At 65.9% G+C, this 15,779-nt stretch carries 15 protein-coding genes; 8 read left to right on the plus strand and 7 right to left on the minus strand.

The window, feature by feature from the left end; translation table 11 throughout:
* Window positions 1-57: 57 nt before the first annotated feature.
* From ASD71_RS27205 to ASD71_RS27215, 3 genes are all read right to left on the minus strand, one after another.
* A complete protein-coding gene (locus ASD71_RS27205; RefSeq protein ID WP_056571877.1) occupies window positions 58-2,682 on the minus strand; it encodes a TonB-dependent receptor in 2,625 nt (874 codons plus the stop codon).
* Window positions 2,683-2,842: 160 nt separating this feature from the next.
* The gene (locus ASD71_RS27210; RefSeq protein WP_056571880.1) at window positions 2,843-3,853 is read right to left on the minus strand and encodes a FecR domain-containing protein; all 1,011 of its coding nucleotides are present in this window, start codon (window positions 3,851-3,853) and stop codon (window positions 2,843-2,845) included.
* A complete protein-coding gene (locus tag ASD71_RS27215) occupies window positions 3,832-4,341 on the minus strand; it encodes a sigma-70 family RNA polymerase sigma factor (RefSeq protein WP_056571883.1) in 510 nt (169 codons plus the stop codon). The genes ASD71_RS27210 and ASD71_RS27215 overlap by 22 nt, the downstream gene beginning before the upstream one ends.
* 183 nt (window positions 4,342-4,524) lie before the next feature.
* Between ASD71_RS27215 and ASD71_RS27220 the strand changes: the two genes are divergently transcribed.
* The 4 genes from ASD71_RS27220 to ASD71_RS27235 all read left to right on the plus strand — a co-directional run bounded on the left by ASD71_RS27220 (window position 4,525) and on the right by ASD71_RS27235 (window position 7,263).
* Window positions 4,525-4,992: a CopD family protein gene (locus tag ASD71_RS27220; protein ID WP_056571886.1), complete on the plus strand. Its 468-nt coding sequence runs from the start codon at window positions 4,525-4,527 to the stop codon at window positions 4,990-4,992.
* Between the two features lie 146 nt (window positions 4,993-5,138).
* Entirely contained in the window at window positions 5,139-5,993 is an 855-nt protein-coding gene (locus ASD71_RS27225) for a hypothetical protein (RefSeq protein WP_056571890.1), read from the plus strand.
* Window positions 5,994-6,087: 94 nt separating this feature from the next.
* Window positions 6,088-6,777, plus strand: a complete 690-nt coding sequence (locus tag ASD71_RS27230; protein ID WP_056571893.1) for a YafY family protein — start codon at window positions 6,088-6,090, stop codon at window positions 6,775-6,777.
* Window positions 6,778-6,846: 69 nt separating this feature from the next.
* Entirely contained in the window at window positions 6,847-7,263 is a 417-nt protein-coding gene (locus ASD71_RS27235; protein ID WP_056571894.1) for a VOC family protein, read from the plus strand.
* A 42-nt stretch (window positions 7,264-7,305) separates the two neighbouring features.
* On the opposite strand, the gene ASD71_RS27240 is transcribed toward ASD71_RS27235, so the two are convergent.
* Together ASD71_RS27240 and kynU are read right to left on the minus strand one after the other, a co-directional pair.
* Window positions 7,306-8,712, minus strand: a complete 1,407-nt coding sequence (locus tag ASD71_RS27240; protein WP_056571897.1) for an amino acid permease — start codon at window positions 8,710-8,712, stop codon at window positions 7,306-7,308.
* Between the two features lie 79 nt (window positions 8,713-8,791).
* On the minus strand, window positions 8,792-10,042 hold the full coding sequence (gene kynU, locus ASD71_RS27245) for a kynureninase (protein WP_056571938.1): 1,251 nt from the start codon (window positions 10,040-10,042) through the stop codon (window positions 8,792-8,794).
* Window positions 10,043-10,180: 138 nt separating this feature from the next.
* Here kynU and ASD71_RS27250 point away from each other — a divergent pair, with 138 nt between their 5' ends.
* On the plus strand, window positions 10,181-10,654 hold the full coding sequence (locus ASD71_RS27250; RefSeq protein WP_056571900.1) for an Lrp/AsnC family transcriptional regulator: 474 nt from the start codon (window positions 10,181-10,183) through the stop codon (window positions 10,652-10,654).
* A gap of 33 nt (window positions 10,655-10,687) precedes the next feature.
* Here the strand turns inward: ASD71_RS27250 and ASD71_RS27255 are convergent, their stop codons facing one another.
* Together ASD71_RS27255 and ASD71_RS27260 are read right to left on the minus strand one after the other, a co-directional pair.
* On the minus strand, window positions 10,688-11,317 hold the full coding sequence (locus tag ASD71_RS27255; RefSeq protein WP_056571903.1) for a hemolysin III family protein: 630 nt from the start codon (window positions 11,315-11,317) through the stop codon (window positions 10,688-10,690).
* Window positions 11,318-11,393: 76 nt separating this feature from the next.
* Window positions 11,394-12,437 (minus strand): P1 family peptidase, encoded by a 1,044-nt coding sequence (locus ASD71_RS27260; RefSeq protein WP_056571905.1) that lies wholly within the window; start codon window positions 12,435-12,437, stop codon window positions 11,394-11,396.
* A gap of 229 nt (window positions 12,438-12,666) precedes the next feature.
* Here ASD71_RS27260 and ASD71_RS27265 point away from each other — a divergent pair, with 229 nt between their 5' ends.
* The 3 genes from ASD71_RS27265 to ASD71_RS27275 all read left to right on the plus strand — a co-directional run bounded on the left by ASD71_RS27265 (window position 12,667) and on the right by ASD71_RS27275 (window position 14,963).
* The gene (locus ASD71_RS27265; protein ID WP_056571908.1) at window positions 12,667-13,449 is read left to right on the plus strand and encodes an amino acid ABC transporter substrate-binding protein; all 783 of its coding nucleotides are present in this window, start codon (window positions 12,667-12,669) and stop codon (window positions 13,447-13,449) included.
* 84 nt (window positions 13,450-13,533) lie between these two features.
* Window positions 13,534-14,214: an ABC transporter permease subunit gene (locus ASD71_RS27270; RefSeq protein ID WP_056327000.1), complete on the plus strand. Its 681-nt coding sequence runs from the start codon at window positions 13,534-13,536 to the stop codon at window positions 14,212-14,214.
* Window positions 14,211-14,963 carry an amino acid ABC transporter ATP-binding protein gene (locus tag ASD71_RS27275; protein ID WP_056571911.1) on the plus strand — a complete coding sequence of 251 codons (753 nt, stop codon included), beginning with the start codon at window positions 14,211-14,213 and terminating at the stop codon, window positions 14,961-14,963. Before ASD71_RS27270 ends, ASD71_RS27275 begins: the two co-directional genes overlap by 4 nt.
* Window positions 14,964-15,779 lie beyond the last annotated feature (816 nt).

Here is a 15,779-nt window from a genome sequence, read left to right on the forward strand (position 1 = left end):
AAACACTGCAGAAAACCGCCGCCGGTCCGGTCAGCGCCGAATGGCGGCGGACCGAACTCAATATTGATAAGTCAGTGAGACGCGCACGCTGCGTCCCGGTTCCGTGTACCAATCCACCGCACGCGGGATCGCGGTGGCGCCCGCGGTCGGCACGTTGATGGCCTCCCAGTACTTCTTGTCGAACAGGTTGAACACGCCCGCCTGCACTTGCAAGCCCTTCACCGCGGCCGGACGCCAGTAGCCCATCAGGTCCACCACGCCATAGCCCGGCGCCTTGAAGTCGGGATTCGGCGCGTCGGCCGACGCATCGGGATACTCGACTTTGTTGCGCTGCATCGCCGTGGTGAGCATCGCGTCCACGCCCCACACGTCGCGGCCATACCCCAAGCCCAGCACCGCCTTCAACGGCGCCACGGAATTCAGGTACTGCCCCGTGCCCTCATCCTTGCCCACCGCCCAAGCCAGCGAGCCCCACGTGCGCCAACCCGGCGCAAACTTCCAGTGCGCGCTGGCCTCGGCGCCGTAGATGCGGACCTTGGCGCGGTTGACGTTGCCCGTCACGCCCAGCGGATACTGCCCCGCCCAACCGGGCTGCCACTGCGGCGGGCTGGCATTCAGCGGCACATCGCCATCGATAAAGTTCTGATAACGATTATCAAAGAACGATACCGCACCGCCGAGGTCATCGGAACCGAGCTTGGCGCCCAGCTCCCAGCCCTTGCTGGTTTCGGGCTTCAGGTACGGGTTGCCCACGCGCAGATAGGTGCCCGGGCCGCCGTAGTTGGTGTAGAGCTGGGTGGCGCTGGGCGCCTTGAAGCCGTAGGCGTATTGCGCGTAAAGGCTGAGCTGGTCCGCCGCCCGCCACGTGGCCAGCAGCTTCGGCGAGAAGCGGCTGCCGCTGTTGCTGGGCGGCAGCGCGGCCGCGTTGGGATTGCTTTCGTAGCCGGCAGTGGACTGAGGCCTCTGTTCGTAATGGTCATAGCGCAGCGCCGGCGCCAGCGTGTAGCGCCCATCCGCGAAGCTGAACTCGTCCTGCACCCACAGCGCCCACTGGTTGCCCTTGGACTGCGGCACGTCGGCCTGGTTGGTGTGCAGCATGTCGCACGCACGCGGGCCGAATGGCGCGGGCATGCCGGGACGGATCACGGGGCAGTTGTCATAGCCGCTGGAGTTCTGCTCGGTCTTGTTGCCGTACCACTCGCCGCCGAACGACCACAGTTGCGACACCGACGCGCCCGCGATGCGCTTGGTGAATTCCGTGCTGGCGCCAAAGAGCGTCTGCTGGATCGAATTGCTGCGGCCGTAGGGGCCGTTGGGAAAACCGTAGCGGAATGGGTCGCCCGGAATGATGCGGGCGCGCGCGTCCACGCCGCGGATGCCGTCCAGCGAGTTGTCCAGGCGCACGCGCTGCCAGTACACCACCGCGTTGGCCGTGTCGATCAGTCCGCCTGAATCCGGCGCCGTGTACGTGTAGTCGAACGACACGCGCTCGCGCTCGGTTTCCTTGCGGGTGCTGTTCTGGCCGATGAGGTAGCTGGTGCCCGGGCCCTGCTCCCACATGTTGTCGATGTCGGCATTGCGCTTGAAGTATTCGCCCGTCAGACCGAACAGATGCGCGCCGTCCACCCGTTGCTGCAGCTTCATCAGGAAGCTGCGCTGGTCGTAGTCTTCGGGACTGGGCTCGCTGCGCTTGGCGCCGTAGCCGCCGACGTCGCCGCGGTTGTCCAGTTCGTGACCGTTGCGCACACCCGCCTGCACCAGCCAGAACGTGTTGCTGTGGATCTGCCCGGCCAGCGCCGCGTTGGCGCCCCAGCTGTTGTCCGCGGAGTCGAAGTCGGTCTTGGCCAGCGCGCCGAAGGTCTTGCCGCCGCCCAGCAGGTCCGCCGGATTCAGAGTGTGGAGGTCGGCAATGCCCGAAATCGCGCCCGAGCCGCCGCCGGTGGCGTCCGCGCCGCGCACGATGTCCAGGCGCGACAGGCTGTTGAAGTCCACGGCTTCCAGGCCGCCCTTCACGCCGCGCGCGCCGTCGTCCAGCCACGGCAGGCGGATGCCGTCCACGCGGGTCAGCACGCGGTCCTGGTCCAGGCCGCGGATGTTGATGCTGTTGGTCGTGCGATTGAAGTTCACCCCCGGTTCCGCGCGCCGGCTGAGGTCGGTCCAGTTCCGGATCTGCAGATCGTCCATGCGGCGGCGATCGGTGCTCGTTTCCCAGGCCGGCGTGACGACGGCGGCCTCGCCGTCGATCTGCACGGGCGCAAGCTGCGTCACACTGCCCTGCGGCAGCGCCTGCAGCACGAAGACGCCGGCGCTGCGTTCCTGCACCCCCAGCCCGCTGCCCGCCAGAAGCCGCGAGAACCCTTCATGCACGGAGTACGCCCCCTGCAATCCCGCGGTGCGGCGTTGCCCAACCAGCGCCGCATCGAACAGCACCGTGACGCCGGCGCTGTCCGCAAATCGCGGCAGCGCATCCGCCAGCGATCCCGCCGGGATGCTGTAGCCGCGCGCGCCGGCCTGCGTCACCGCGGCACCCTGCGCCTGCGCGGCAGAGATCGGCAGCATCGCGGCGGATGCGGCGGACAGGGCCAGCGCCGCGTGCACGGCAGCGGTAAGACGGGTCAGCTGGCATTGCGTGCCTCGGGCTGGTCGGGCGCCGCTTGCGCGGCCGGCGGGGTAGTAAGCCATGGTCGTCCTTTGGATCCAACAGGTATCGGCATCCGTGTGCCTATACAGACCATGACCCTCGTGAAATCAAAACCGGACAGCATTTGCAAAAATATTTTCAACGCGCCCAAAAAATGCGCGGCAACTCCGTGAATGTGGCCTGCCATGCTGGCGTGCGGCCTTACGCCGCAGCGGCGCGGGGCGCGATCGTCACCCAGTACGGCGTGCGATAGCGCACCTGCACGGGCAAGGTCGCGGGCAGCGCAGCCAGCACCGCATCCGTATCGTGCAACTGGAACGCGCCAGAGATGCGCAGGTGCGCGATCTCGGGATCGCAGCGCAGGATGCCCTGCCGGTAGCGGCCGAGCTCGGCCGCGAAGGCGTCCAGCCGCAGTGCGCTGGCGTACAGCACGCCACGCAGCCAGTCGCTGGCATGCGGGTCAGCGGGCGACGCCGCGCCGGCGCCATCGGGCGACAGGCTGCTTTGCTCGCCAGCCGCCACGTCCACGTAGCGTCCCGGCTGCCCGGCGCTACTGACGCGCACGCGTCCTTCCTGCACGCTGAGCTGGCAGCGTCCGCCCTCCTCGCGCACACAGAAACGCGAGGCCTGCGCTTCGATATCGCCCAGCCGCGTGCGCACGATGAACGGACGCGGATGGCTGGCGGGGTCCGTCACCGCATGAACGGCGATCTCGCCGGCGCGCAGGCGCAACAGGCGTGTCGCTTCGTCGAACAGCACGTCGACGGCGCTGGAGGTATTCAGGTGCAGCGTGGAACCGTCTGCCAGCATCACGTCGCGCCGCTCGCCCGCGGCGCTGCGGTAGTCGGCGCTCCAGTCCAGGGGATCGGCCCGCCATGCGGCCCAGCCAAGCGGCCCAGCCACGATCAGGGCAATCAGCGTCTTCAGCGCGGCGCGGCGGCTCTTGAGGTCCGGCCGATTCAGCGTCGCCATGCCCAGCGCCGACGGAATCAGGCCGAAGCGCGCATTCACGCGCTGCGCCCGCTGCCAGGCATGTTCGTGCTCGGCCTTGCTGGCGCGCCATTGGTCGCAGGCGTGCACGTCTGCGTCCGTGGCCCGTCCCGAGCTCAGCCGCAACAGCCACCGCGCGGCTTCGCGCGCGACGTTGCGCTCAACAGCCGGCAGCTCGCCAGGCGGATCGGCTTGCGCGCTCACATCACCGCCATGATGCATTGCTCGTATCCCTTGGTGATGTAGCGGTGCACGGTGCGCAGCGACACGCCGAGCTTGTCGGCGATCTCGTTATGGCTCAGCCCTTCCAGTTGCGCCATCAAAAACGCCTGGCGGGCAGGCAGCGACAGGCCGGCCAGCATTTCTTCGATCTCCTGCAGCGTTTCCAGGATGATGAGCCGCTGTTCCGGGGAAGGAGCAAGCGCCTCGGGCATCAACGCCAGCGCTTCCATGTAGGCCTGCTCGACCGAACGGCGGCGATGGTGGTTCAGCAGCAGGCGCTTGGCGATGGTGGTGAGGTAGGCGCGCGGCTCGCGCAGTGCGTCCAGTTCGTGCCGGTGCCGCAGCACGCGCACGGAGGTGTCCTGCGCAAGATCGGCGGCATCGAAGCTGTTGCCCAGCTTGGCGCGCAGCCAGCCGTGCAGCCATCCGTGATGGGTGCGATACAGCATGTTGACGGCGTCGCCCGAGGCGAGCACGGAATTCGGCACGGACGGCTCCCTGACTCTCAACTACAACAAGCACAACTAAAAATTCATAACTACAAATAGCAATCGTTCTCATTCTAAATGCAAAACCATGATTTTGGTCAAATTCGCGCGTCGGGCTTGCGGAGATATCATCCGTACGACGTCCGCCGCCTCCCGCGGCGGCGCTTTCCACAGGCTGATCCCATGCTCTACGCCGTCCTGCAATTTCTCCATGTCATGGCCGTGATCCTATGGGTGGGCGGCATGCTGTTCGCCCACTGTTTTCTGCGGCCGGCGGCCGCGAAACTGGAACCCCCCGTGCGGTTGCGGCTCCTGGCCTCGGTGCTGGGGCCTTTTTTGAACGCCGTGCTGGCAGCCATCGTCCTGATCCTGGTGACCGGCGCGTGGATGATCGGCTCGTCGGCCAGCCAGGCCGCGCAGACGGGCGGCTCGTTCTTCATGCCTCGCAACTGGACGCTGATGGCCAGCGGCGGCATCGTGATGATCGCGATCTTCGGCCACATCCGGTTCGCGCTGTTCAAGCGGCTGGCCGCAGCGGTGGCGGCGTCCGACTGGCCCGCGGGCGGTCAGGCGATGGGCGGCATCCGGCGCTGGGTGGGCGTGAACCTGCTGCTCGGAATCGCCATCGTGGCCGTCATGTTTCTGGGCTAGCGAAGGGACAGGCCGGTGCCCCGACCGATCGGACAATCGCCGGTTGCTATCGGAAATCTTGGCCTTGATGCAATACGCCGTACATCCGCGCTGGCCACACTGCGGATGACTCTCGCGGGTCACGTCAACGACAACAGGGAAATCCCATGATCAAACGTGCATTGCATCTGGCCGCTTCCGGCCTCTTCGCCGCCGGCGCCGCCCAGGCCTCCTCTATCGACAACAGCGCCATCGGCCAGCCCGAGTTCCGCGCGCACAAGGCCACCTACGGCGTGGTCTACCGCCTGCCGGCCGAGGTGAACGCCGTGCTTGACGCCAAGGTCAACGGCGTCCTCAAGGAAGATCTGATCAAACTCGGCTTGAAGACCGAAGCCGACACGCCCAATCTGCCGCACGTCACCGTGGTTCACATCCACAATGCCGATCCGCAGACGCCGGCGCGCATGCTCAAGGCGCTGCCCAAACCGCCGGCGCCGCTGCGGGTAACGCTCAAGACCTTCTATCCCACCGAGGCCGCCAAGGGCGCGGGCCATCCGTGGTGGCTGGACCTGGGCGTGGTCAAGAGCGGCCAGGGCTTCGAGGACATGATGCGCTACAACACCGTGGCCACCGGCGCCCTCGCCCCGCTGCGCGACGGCCCGCTGCCGCGCGTGACCGGCCCTGTGTACGCCAAGATGGGCGACGCCGGCAAGGAACTGGTCAAGACACTGGGCGTGAGCGGCGTGAACGTCATGCAGGACGGCAAGGAAGTGCGCGCGCACAATCCGCACACCACGCTGGTCTACAGCATGACGCCGTACGACGCGCGGCTGCAGGACGCCATGAAGGCAGAATCCGACAAGTTCAACGCCGTGCTGCCCGACGGCATCGAGACGACGTTCAAGGACGTCTCCATCGTGGAAATCGGCTTCGCAGGCAATGTGGTGCGCGAGATCTACCGCGTCAGCCTGGAAGACGGGTCGGTGCTGGACGTGGCGTCGGGCAAACCGGTCGCCAAGTAGCATCGAGGATCCGGGGCTCGAATCACAAGCAGGGCCATCGCCGCATGCTGCCATTCCATGGCAGTATTGCGGCGTCCGCCCTCCGCCTGCCCCCATGTCCCGCACCGAACGTCTCCTGGATCTGCTCCAGACCCTGCGCCGCCACCGCCTGCCCGTCAGCGGGCATCGGCTCGCGGCCGAGATGGGCGTCAGCCTGCGCACGCTGTATCGCGACATCGCCACGCTGCAATGCCAGGGCGCGGAGATCGAGGGGGAACCCGGCGTGGGTTACGTGCTGCGGCCCGGATTCATGCTGCCGCCGCTGATGTTCAGCACCGAAGAAATCGAAGCGCTGGTGCTGGGCACGCGCTGGGTGGCCCGCCGCTCCGACGAGCGATTAGGGCTGGCCGCCCGCAATGCGCTGGCCAAGATCGGCGCGGTGCTGCCGCAGGAACTGCGCGACGAGCTCGACGCCATCCCGCTGCTGGTTGCCCCCAGCGCCGTGGCCGTCACTGACCGGGTCGACGTGGCGCTGATCCGCCAGGCCATCCGCGGCGAACAGAAGCTGGAAATCACGTACCGCGATGACAAAGGGTCCGATTCCAGCCGTGTCATCTGGCCGTTCGCGCTGGGCTTCTTCGACAGCGTGCGGCTGGTGATGGCCTGGTGTGAATTGCGCGGCGACTTCCGGCATTTCCGCACCGACCGCATCGCCACCCTGGCCATCGGCGCCAGGTATCCCAAACGGCGGCACATCCTGCTCAAGGAGTGGCGCGCGCTGGATCACGAGGCGCGCAAGGACTGACGTTCACTACTGCCAAAAACTGACAGTACCCCTGCCTATGATGAGCGCGTCTATCCCCCGGAGCGCATCATGTCAGACACCAATTTCGTCATCCTGTATGTGGAAAAGCCGCAGGCCAGCGCCGCGTTCTACAGCGCGCTGCTGCAGCGTCCGCCCATCGAATCGTCGCCCACGTTTGCGCTGTTTGCGCTGGACTCCGGGTTGATGCTGGGTTTGTGGTCGCGCTACACGGTGGCGCCTGCGGCGGCTGGACGCGGCGGTGCGTCCGAGCTGGCGTTCACGGTGGCGGACGCCGCCGCGGTAAACCAGCGCCATGTGGACTGGAGCCTGCGGGGCCTGCCCATCTTGCAGCCGCCCACCGACATGGACTTTGGCCGCACCTTTGTCGCACTGGACCCCGACGGCCATCGCCTGCGCGTATTTGCCCCCGCGCCGGCGCCGGTGCCGGCCGCGCCGCGGACGGAACGCGCCGTCGCCGCCGTCTGACAACAAGCGGCCGCGCCGAGGGGCGCGGCCGCTGATCACGCGTCACGCACGCTGCCGGCGCGCGTTCATGGCGACCGCTTCGCCTCGCTTCTTGAACAGCAGGTAGTACGCCGCCACCAGCAACAGCAGAAACGGCACGCCGAACACCAGCGTCAGCTTGAAGACGGCGGTGAAGTACGTGGTCAGCAAAATTGCCAGCATCACGCCCGCGCCCAGCAGCGTCAGCACCGGAAAGCCCGGCATGCGGAACGACAGCTTCGCGCCGCCTTCGCGCACCCAGCGGCGGCGGAAGAAGTAGTGCGTCACGAAGATCATCATCCAGGTAAAGAGCGCGCCGAACATCGAGATGGCCATCATCAGCGTGAAGGCCGTCTCGGGATACAGCACGTTCAGCACCGTGGCGATGGCAATGCCGCTGGTGGACAGCAGCAGCGCGTTCAGCGGCGTGCCATTGCTGGACAGCCGGCCCATCGCCGACGGCGCATGGCCCGCGCGCGACAGGCTGAACATCATGCGCGTGGTGATATAGAGCTGGCTGTTCATGGCGGACAGCGCGGCCACCAGCACGATGAAGTTGATGACGCCCGCCGCGCCCGGAATATCAAGCACCAGCATTACCTGCACGAAGGGACTGTCGCCCTTGCCGGCTTGGTCCCACGGCACGATGGCCAGGATCAGCGCAAGCGTCAGCAGATAGAACACGACGAGCCGGACGATGGTGGCGCGAAACGCCTGCTTGACGGCGCGCTCGGGATCCTCGGCTTCGCCGGCCGCCACGGCGATCATCTCGACGCTCAGGTAGCTGAAGATCGAGATCACGACCGCGATCCACATGCCCCACATGCCGTTCGGAAAGAATCCGCCATGCGCGGTGTAGTTCACGGTGCCGTACTGCGGACTGCCCCAGACCACATAGGCGCCCAGGAAGATGAATCCGATGATGGCGCTGATCTTGATGGTCGAGAACCAGTATTCGATCGTGCCGAACGCCTTGACGCTCAGCGCATTGATCAGGATGAGGGCCGCGGAAAAGATACACACCCAGAGCCATCCCGGCACGCCGGGAAACCAGAAAGCCATGTACTTGGCCACCGCCGTGACCTCCGTGCCCACCGCCAGCACCACGCAGGACCAGTACGCATAGCGCACCAAAAAGCCCGCAAGCGGGCTGATGTAATGCTCGGCGTAGGCGCCGAACGAGCCGGACGTGGAATGCGCCACGGTCATTTCGGCCAGGCAGGCCATGAGCAGCAGCGTGATCAAGCCGCCGATGGCATAGCTGATGAGCACGCTGGGCCCGGCAAAGCCGATGGCGAATTTACTGCCCAGGAACAGGCCCGTGCCGATGGCCCCGCCGATGGCGATCATGCTCATCTGGCCGGGCGTCAGCCGGCGCTTGAGCCCCTGTTCGCGTTCGGCAATCTGGCCGAACCCTTTCTGTTGTTGCATTGTCTCCTCCTGTATTGCGCATTGTTGTGTGATGTACGGCCCCTTGCGGGGCCGGCGCGATGAGGGGTTGAACCCGGAATCAGGTCACGGCGGAACGCTGCTTGAACTCGGGCTTGTCCCACGCGCGGGTGTCCAGCACGTCCTTCAGGATGTCGACCGCGTCCCAGACATCGGCGTAGCCGAAATACAGCGGCGTCAGGCCGAACCGCAGGACTTCGGGCTCGCGGTAATCGCCGATCACGCCGCGCGCGATCAGCGCCTGCATGACCTCGAAGCCGTTGGGATGACGGAAGCTGACATGGCTGCCGCGATCGGCGTGCGTGCGCGGCGTCACCAGCGTCAGCGGATGGCCGGCGCAACGCGATTCCACCAGCTGGATGAACAGGTCGCTCAGCGCCAGCGACTTCTTGCGCACTTCGTCCATGCCGGCGGCGCGCGCCACATCCAGGCCGCACTCGACCATCGACAGCGACACGATGGGCTGCGTGCCGCACAGATAGCGGCGGATACCGCCCGCGGGCTCGTAGGCGACGGCCATGTCGAACGGGCGGCTATGGCCCCACCAGCCGGACAACGGCTGCCAGAAGTCCTTGGTGTGGCGCGGCGCCACCCAGATGAAGGCAGGCGAACCGGGGCCGCCATTCAGATACTTGTAGGTGCAGCCTACCGCGAAGTCGGCATTGGCGCCGTTCAGGTCCACGGGCACCGCGCCGGCGGCGTGCGCCAGATCCCAGATGGCCAGCACGCCGTGTTCATGCGCCTGGGCGGTGACGGCGGCCATGTCGTGCATCTGGCCGCTGCGGTAATTGACGTGGGACAGCAGCATGACGGCGACGGAATCGTCCAGCGCCTTGTCCAGCGGCAGGTCGTCGTCGATCAGGCGCATCTCGTAGCCCTGCTGCAGCAGGTCGATCATGCCCTGAATCATGTACAGGTCGGTGGGGAAGTTGTCGCGCTCGGACAGGATGACGCGGCGCGCGGGGTGCTTATGCTGCTGGATGCGCAGCGCGGCGGCCAGCGCCTTGAAGATGTTGAGCGACGTGGTGTCGGTGATGACCAGCTCGCCCTCGCGCGCGCCCAGCAGGCTGCCCAGCTTGTCGCCCAGCCGCGCGGGCAGGTCGAACCAGCCCGCGGTGTTCCAGCTTCGGATGAGGCCCGTGCCCCATTCGTCCGTAATGACCTGCGCGGCGCGGGCCGCGGCGGTCTTGGGCAGCACGCCCAACGAATTGCCGTCCATGTAGAGCACGCCGGGCGGCAGGTTGAATTGTTCTTTCACGTGGGCCAGGGGATCCTGGCGATCGGCATTGACGCAGTCGTCGCGAGTGTTCATGTTCTGTTCCTTCCAGCAGATTTCCGGATACATGCTATCAGCGCGGTCAGGCCGAAAAATTGCAAATCCAGTCGTGACTTACCCGTGTTTTCCGCATTAAATTGCATTCATCATCATTTTTTCGAATTGAATTGCTCCATGCAGATCGACGTCATAGACCAGCGCATTCTGGCCCGCCTGCAGGAGGACGGCCACCTCAGCAATCAGGACCTGGCCGAGCAGGTGGCGCTGTCGCCATCCGCGTGCCTGCGCCGCGTGCGCGCGCTGGAAGAAGCCGGGCTCATACGCGGCTACCGCGCGTTGCTGGATGCCGAGAAGCTGGGTTTCGAACTGGAGGCCATCGTCCATGTGTCGCTGGACCAGTCGCGCGCCGGCTGGCACGAGGAATTCCTGGCCGGCATCGCGCTGCACGACGAAATCACCGAGGCCAGCATCGTCACCGGCGCGTCCAATTACATCCTGACCGTCCGCACGCGCAACCTGTCGGCGTTTTCAAATTTTGTCGAGGACAAGCTCAGCAAGCTTCCGGGCGTGCGCGATCTTTGTTCGCATATCGTCATGCGCAAAGTGAAGAACCGGCAAGGCATGCTGCCGCTGGCGGCCTGGCGCTAAGTTGACCGAGCCGTCCGCATGACGCGGGGCGCGCTAGGTTGGCGCGTGCTTCAAAAAGCCGAAGACCGTCACGAAATGGCAGGCCGTGCCGCCCATGACGAACAGATGCCAGATGCCGTGCGCATGGCGCCAGCGTTTGTCATTGGCATAAAACAGCGTGCCGGTGGTGTAGATGGCGGCGCCCGCCAGCAGCCATGTCAGCCCCGCCATCGACAGCGCGCCCGCGATCGGCGCGGCGAAGGCCACGCCCAGCCAGCCCATGACCAGATACAGCGGCAAGGCGGGCGGCGCGTTGCGCGCCCACCAGAGTTCGCGGCTGATGCCCACGAAGGCCAGCAGCCACATCGCCACGCCCATCGCGGCGCCCCAGCGATGGTCCACCGGGCCGAACGCCAGCGGCGTGTACGTGCCGGCGATCAGCAGGTAGATCGCGCAGTGGTCGGCTTTGGCCCACATCGCCTTGCGGCGCCCTTGCGTGCAATGGAACAGGGAAGACGACGCATACACCGCGATCATCGACGCCGCGAACACCGCGCAACTGACGATTTGCCGCGTGTCCACGCGCAGCTCGGCCGCGCGCGTGATCAAGGCGCCGGAAGCCAGCACCGCCAGCGCCAGCCCGGCCAGATGCGTCACGCCATTGAGTCGTTCGCCTTCCTGCATGTACGCCTCCCGCTCCGGCGACGTGCCGGCGCCTGTCATCATGGCGGGCTTGTGTGACAGGCGCGGGTCAGCGGGATCACCCCACGAAATCCACCGCGGCCGGATAGCCGTCAATGGCGCGCGCGGACAGGATCGCGCGCTGCACCGCGATCGCAATTACCTCGGCGGCCATGACGCCCAGCAGCATCACGTTGGCGGACTTGCCCGACGTCCCCGTACCCAGCGCAAAGATCGTGTCGCCGTCGAGCATGGTGTGAATGGGGTTGATCGTGCGCGCCAGCCCGTCGTGCGCCATGCCGGCGATCTTCTGGGCTTCGGCCTTGGTGATCCGGGCGTCCGTGGCCACGGCGCCGATGGTGGTGGCCGCGCCCGCGCGCATCGACTTGGGCAGGTCGCCCGCCAGGATGGCCGCGCGCGTGTCGAACAGCATCTTGCCGTCTTCGGTGCGCGCGCCGGCCAGGATGCGCCCCGTGGCCGGGTCCAGCACGTCGCCCACGGCGTTGACCGCGACGATGGCGCCCACCGTCACGCCCGCCACCGTCAGCGACGCGCTGCCGATGCCGCCCTTCATGGCGCGCTTGGGACCATACAGCTTGCCCACCGTCGCCCCGGCGCCCGCGCCCACGTTGCCTTCCTGCGGGGCGTCGGCCGTGGCCGAACGGCAAGCCTGATAACCGGCGGCGGCATCGGGCCGCACCGACGCGTCGCCCACGCCCAGGTCGAACAGCACCGCGCAAGGCACGATGGGCACGACCGCCACGCCCACATCAAAGCCGATCTTCTTTTCTTCCAGATAGCGCATCACGCCCGACGCCGCATCCAGGCCGAAGGCGCTGCCGCCCGTCAGCACAATTGCGTGCACCTTGTCGACCATGTTGATCGGATTGAGCAGATCGGTCTCGCGCGTCCCGGGCGCCGCGCCGCGCACGTCCACACCGCCCGTCGCGCCGGTCTCGGCAATGATGACCGTGCAGCCGGTAGGCCGGCGGGTCTCGGTGTAATGCCCCACCCGCAAGCCGGCGACATCGGTAATGCTGCCGCCGCCGGGCATCGACCCCGTGCCGCCGGCGCCCTGCGCGGGCATCGTGCCGGCTGCGGCAGCGCCCGCCGCCGCCATCATGAACGCACGCCTGTTCCATTGCTGTTCCACACCCGTCTCCGTCAAGGTACTGCCTGAAGGATCCCGGACCGACTGCGCCCGGCGTTCGGTACTGCCATATGACTTGTAGCTATATTTTTACTATTCCATATGCTTTGTGGAAAAATAGGCCGGTTGTTAGAGTGCCGCTACGCCGGAGGGCATTGCAGGCCCACATGCTCTCCACAGTGATCATCCGTGGAGCATTGTCATGAAACTCTTCCGTACGCTTTTCATCGCCGGCCTCGTGCAGGTCGCCGCCCTGTCCACCGCCCATGCCCAGTCCGAACTGGACCAGATCAAATCCGCGGGCGTCTTCAAGATCGGCACCGAAGGCACCTACGCGCCTTTCACCTTCCACGACGCATCGGGCAAGCTTACCGGCTTTGACGTGGACATTGGCCGCGCCATCGCCGAGCGCCTGGGCGTGAAGGCGCAATTCGTCGAAGGCAAGTGGGACGGCCTGATCGCCGGCCTGGACGCCAAGCGCTACGACGCCGTCATCAATCAGGTGGGCATCACGGATGCGCGCCGCGCCAAGTACGACTTCTCCGACCCCTACATTTCGTCCGCGGCCGTGCTGATCGTGCGCGACGACAACACCAGCATCAAGTCCTTCGCGGACCTGAAGGGCAAGAAGTCCGCCAACACGCTGACCAGCAACTTCGGCAAGCTGGCGCAGAACCATGGCGCGGAAGTCGTCGCCGTGCAGGGCTTTAACGAAGCCATCGACCTGCTGACCTCCGGCCGCGTTGAAGCCACCGTCAACGACAACCTGTCGTTCCTGGACTTCAAGAAGCAGAAGCCCAACGCCCGCGTGAAGATCGCGGCCACCGACAAGACGGCGGAGTTCAGCAATTCTGGCGTTTTGATCCGCAAGAACAATCCCGAGCTGCAGGCTGCCATCAACAAGGCGCTGGCCGACATCAAGGCGGACGGCACGTACAAGACCATCTCGGTCAAGTACTTCGGCACGGACCTGTCCGCGCAATAAGCAACTGGAGCGCCCATGACGCTGCCCACCTGGCTGCACGCCATCCTGCCCGATTGGCTGCTGGCAAAAATTGGCGAATGGTCGGTGCCGGCCTGGGTGCAGCTGATGGCGGATTCGTTCTGGCCGCTGCTGCACGCGGGGCTGGTCTTCACGGTTCCGCTGACGCTGATGTCGTTTGCGCTGGGTCTGGCCCTGGCCTTCGTGGTGGCGCTCATCCGGCTGTTCGGCCCCGCGCCGCTGGTGGCGGTGGTGCGCTTCTATGTCTGGCTCATCCGCGGCACGCCGCTGCTGGTGCAGCTTTTCGTGATCTTCTACGGCCTGCCCAGCGTGGGCATCGTGCTGGATCCGTTGCCCGCCGCGCTGATCGGCTTCACGCTGAACGTCGGCGCCTACAACTCCGAAGTGATCCGCGGCGCAATCGAGTCGATCACCAAGGGACAGTGGGAAGCGGCCTATTCGCTCAGCATGACGCGCGGCCAGGCTTTGCGCCGCACGATCCTGCCGCAGGCGGCCCGCGTGGCCGTGCCGCCGCTGTCCAATTCGTTCATCGCGCTGGTCAAGGACACGTCGCTCGCGGCGGTGCTGACGGTGCCCGAAATTTTCCAGGCCGCGCAGCGCATCGCGGCCGTCACGTATGAACCGCTGATCCTCTATACGGAAGCCGCGCTGATCTATCTGGCGTTCAGCTCCGTCCTGTCCGCGGCGCAAGTGCGGCTGGAACGGCGCTTCGGCCAGCATGCGATGTTTAGCGAGAAGACCCGATGATCCGCCTTGAAAAAATCGAAAAGTCCTTTGGCGGCAACCCCGTGCTCAAGCAGGTGGATGTCCAGATCGACGAAGGCAGCGTCACCGCCTTGATCGGTCCGTCGGGCAGCGGCAAGAGCACCCTGCTGCGCTGCGTGAACCTGCTGGAAGTGCCGGATCGCGGCCGGCTGGAGATCGGGCCGGAAACGGTCGACTTTGAACCCGGGCGCAAACTTGCCCGCGAACAGGTCCAGGCGGTGCGCAAACAGACCGGCATGGTGTTCCAGAACTTTCAGCTCTTTCCGCATCAGACCGTGATCGGCAATGTGATGGAAGGGTTGGTGACGGTGCAGAAATGGCCCACCGACCGCGCGCGTGCACGGGCGGAGGAATTGCTGCGCAAGGTGGGGATGCTGGAGAAGGCGGAAGCCTGGCCCGCGAATCTGTCCGGCGGCCAGCAGCAACGCGTGGCGATTGCCCGCGCGCTGGCGCCCGCGCCACGTGTTCTGCTGTGCGACGAGCCGACGTCGGCGCTGGATCCGGGCTTGGCCGCGGAGGTGGTGGATGTGCTGCGCCAGTTGGCCGCGGAAGGCATGACGATGCTCATGGCCACGCATGATCTGCGGCTGGCGGCGAGCGTGTCGCGGGAGGTGGTGTTTTTGCTGGATGGCGTGGTGGTGGAAGCCGGCGATTCGCGGTCGGTTTTCACGAATCCGAGTGATTCACGCACGGCGACGTTCGTGTCGACGCTGACGCAGGAAGCGCCGTAGAACTGGGATCTCATAGATCTCGGTGTCTGACACCCTCTGCGAGGCTGCCGCGAGTTGACGATCGTCTCAAGAGGGTGTCAGACACCAGCCGCAATCTGATCCCGGTGTCTGACACCCGCTGCGAGGCCGCCGCGAGTTGACGATCGCCTCACCAGGGTGTCAGACACCTGCCGCAATCTGATCTCGGTGTCTGACACCCGCGGCGAGGCCGCCGCGAGTTGACGATCGTCTCACCAGGGTGTCAGACACCTGCCGCAATCTGATCTCGGTGTCTGACACCCGCTGCGAGGCCGCCACGAGTTGACGATCGCGTCACCAGGGTGTCAGACACCAGCCGCAATCTGATCTCGGTGTCTGACACCCTCTGCGAGGCCGCCGCGAGTTGACGATCGTCTCACCAGGGGGTCAGACACCTGCCGCAATCTGATCTCGGTGTCTGACACCCTCTNCTGCGAGGCCGCCACGAGTTGACGATCGCGTCACCAGGGTGTCAGACACCAGCCGCAATCTGATCTCGGTGTCTGACACCCTCTGCGAGGCCGCCGCGAGTTGACGATCGTCTCACCAGGGTGTCAGACACCTGCCGCAATCTGATCTCGGTGTCTGACACCCTCTGCGAAGCTGCCACGAGTTGACGATCGTCTCACCAGGGCGTCAGACACCTGCCGCAATCTGATCTCGGTGTCTGACACCCGCTGCGAAGCAGCCACGAGTTGACGATCGTCTCACCAGGGTGTCAGACACCTGCCGCAATCTGATCTCGGTGTCTGACACCCTCTGCGAGGCTGCCGCGAGTTGACGATCGTCTCGCCAGGG

This window comes from Achromobacter sp. Root565, assembly GCF_001427425.1.
In the GTDB taxonomy this organism is placed as follows: domain Bacteria; phylum Pseudomonadota; class Gammaproteobacteria; order Burkholderiales; family Burkholderiaceae_B; genus Achromobacter; species Achromobacter spanius_D.

Coding starts and splice junctions, on each gene's coding strand:
- kynU (WP_056571938.1), bottom strand. CDS start 10,042: ATGAACACTCGCGACGACTGCGTCAATGCCGATCGCCAGGATCCCCTG.
- ASD71_RS27220 (WP_056571886.1), top strand. CDS start 4,525: ATGCTCTACGCCGTCCTGCAATTTCTCCATGTCATGGCCGTGATCCTA.
- ASD71_RS27225 (WP_056571890.1), top strand. CDS start 5,139: ATGATCAAACGTGCATTGCATCTGGCCGCTTCCGGCCTCTTCGCCGCC.
- ASD71_RS27260 (WP_056571905.1), bottom strand. CDS start 12,437: ATGATGGCGGCGGCGGGCGCTGCCGCAGCCGGCACGATGCCCGCGCAG.
- ASD71_RS27235 (WP_056571894.1), top strand. CDS start 6,847: ATGTCAGACACCAATTTCGTCATCCTGTATGTGGAAAAGCCGCAGGCC.
- ASD71_RS27205 (WP_056571877.1), bottom strand. CDS start 2,682: ATGGCTTACTACCCCGCCGGCCGCGCAAGCGGCGCCCGACCAGCCCGA.
- ASD71_RS27230 (WP_056571893.1), top strand. CDS start 6,088: ATGTCCCGCACCGAACGTCTCCTGGATCTGCTCCAGACCCTGCGCCGC.
- ASD71_RS27265 (WP_056571908.1), top strand. CDS start 12,667: ATGAAACTCTTCCGTACGCTTTTCATCGCCGGCCTCGTGCAGGTCGCC.
- ASD71_RS27255 (WP_056571903.1), bottom strand. CDS start 11,317: ATGCAGGAAGGCGAACGACTCAATGGCGTGACGCATCTGGCCGGGCTG.
- ASD71_RS27210 (WP_056571880.1), bottom strand. CDS start 3,853: ATGCATCATGGCGGTGATGTGAGCGCGCAAGCCGATCCGCCTGGCGAG.
- ASD71_RS27240 (WP_056571897.1), bottom strand. CDS start 8,712: ATGCAACAACAGAAAGGGTTCGGCCAGATTGCCGAACGCGAACAGGGG.
- ASD71_RS27250 (WP_056571900.1), top strand. CDS start 10,181: ATGCAGATCGACGTCATAGACCAGCGCATTCTGGCCCGCCTGCAGGAG.
- ASD71_RS27275 (WP_056571911.1), top strand. CDS start 14,211: ATGATCCGCCTTGAAAAAATCGAAAAGTCCTTTGGCGGCAACCCCGTG.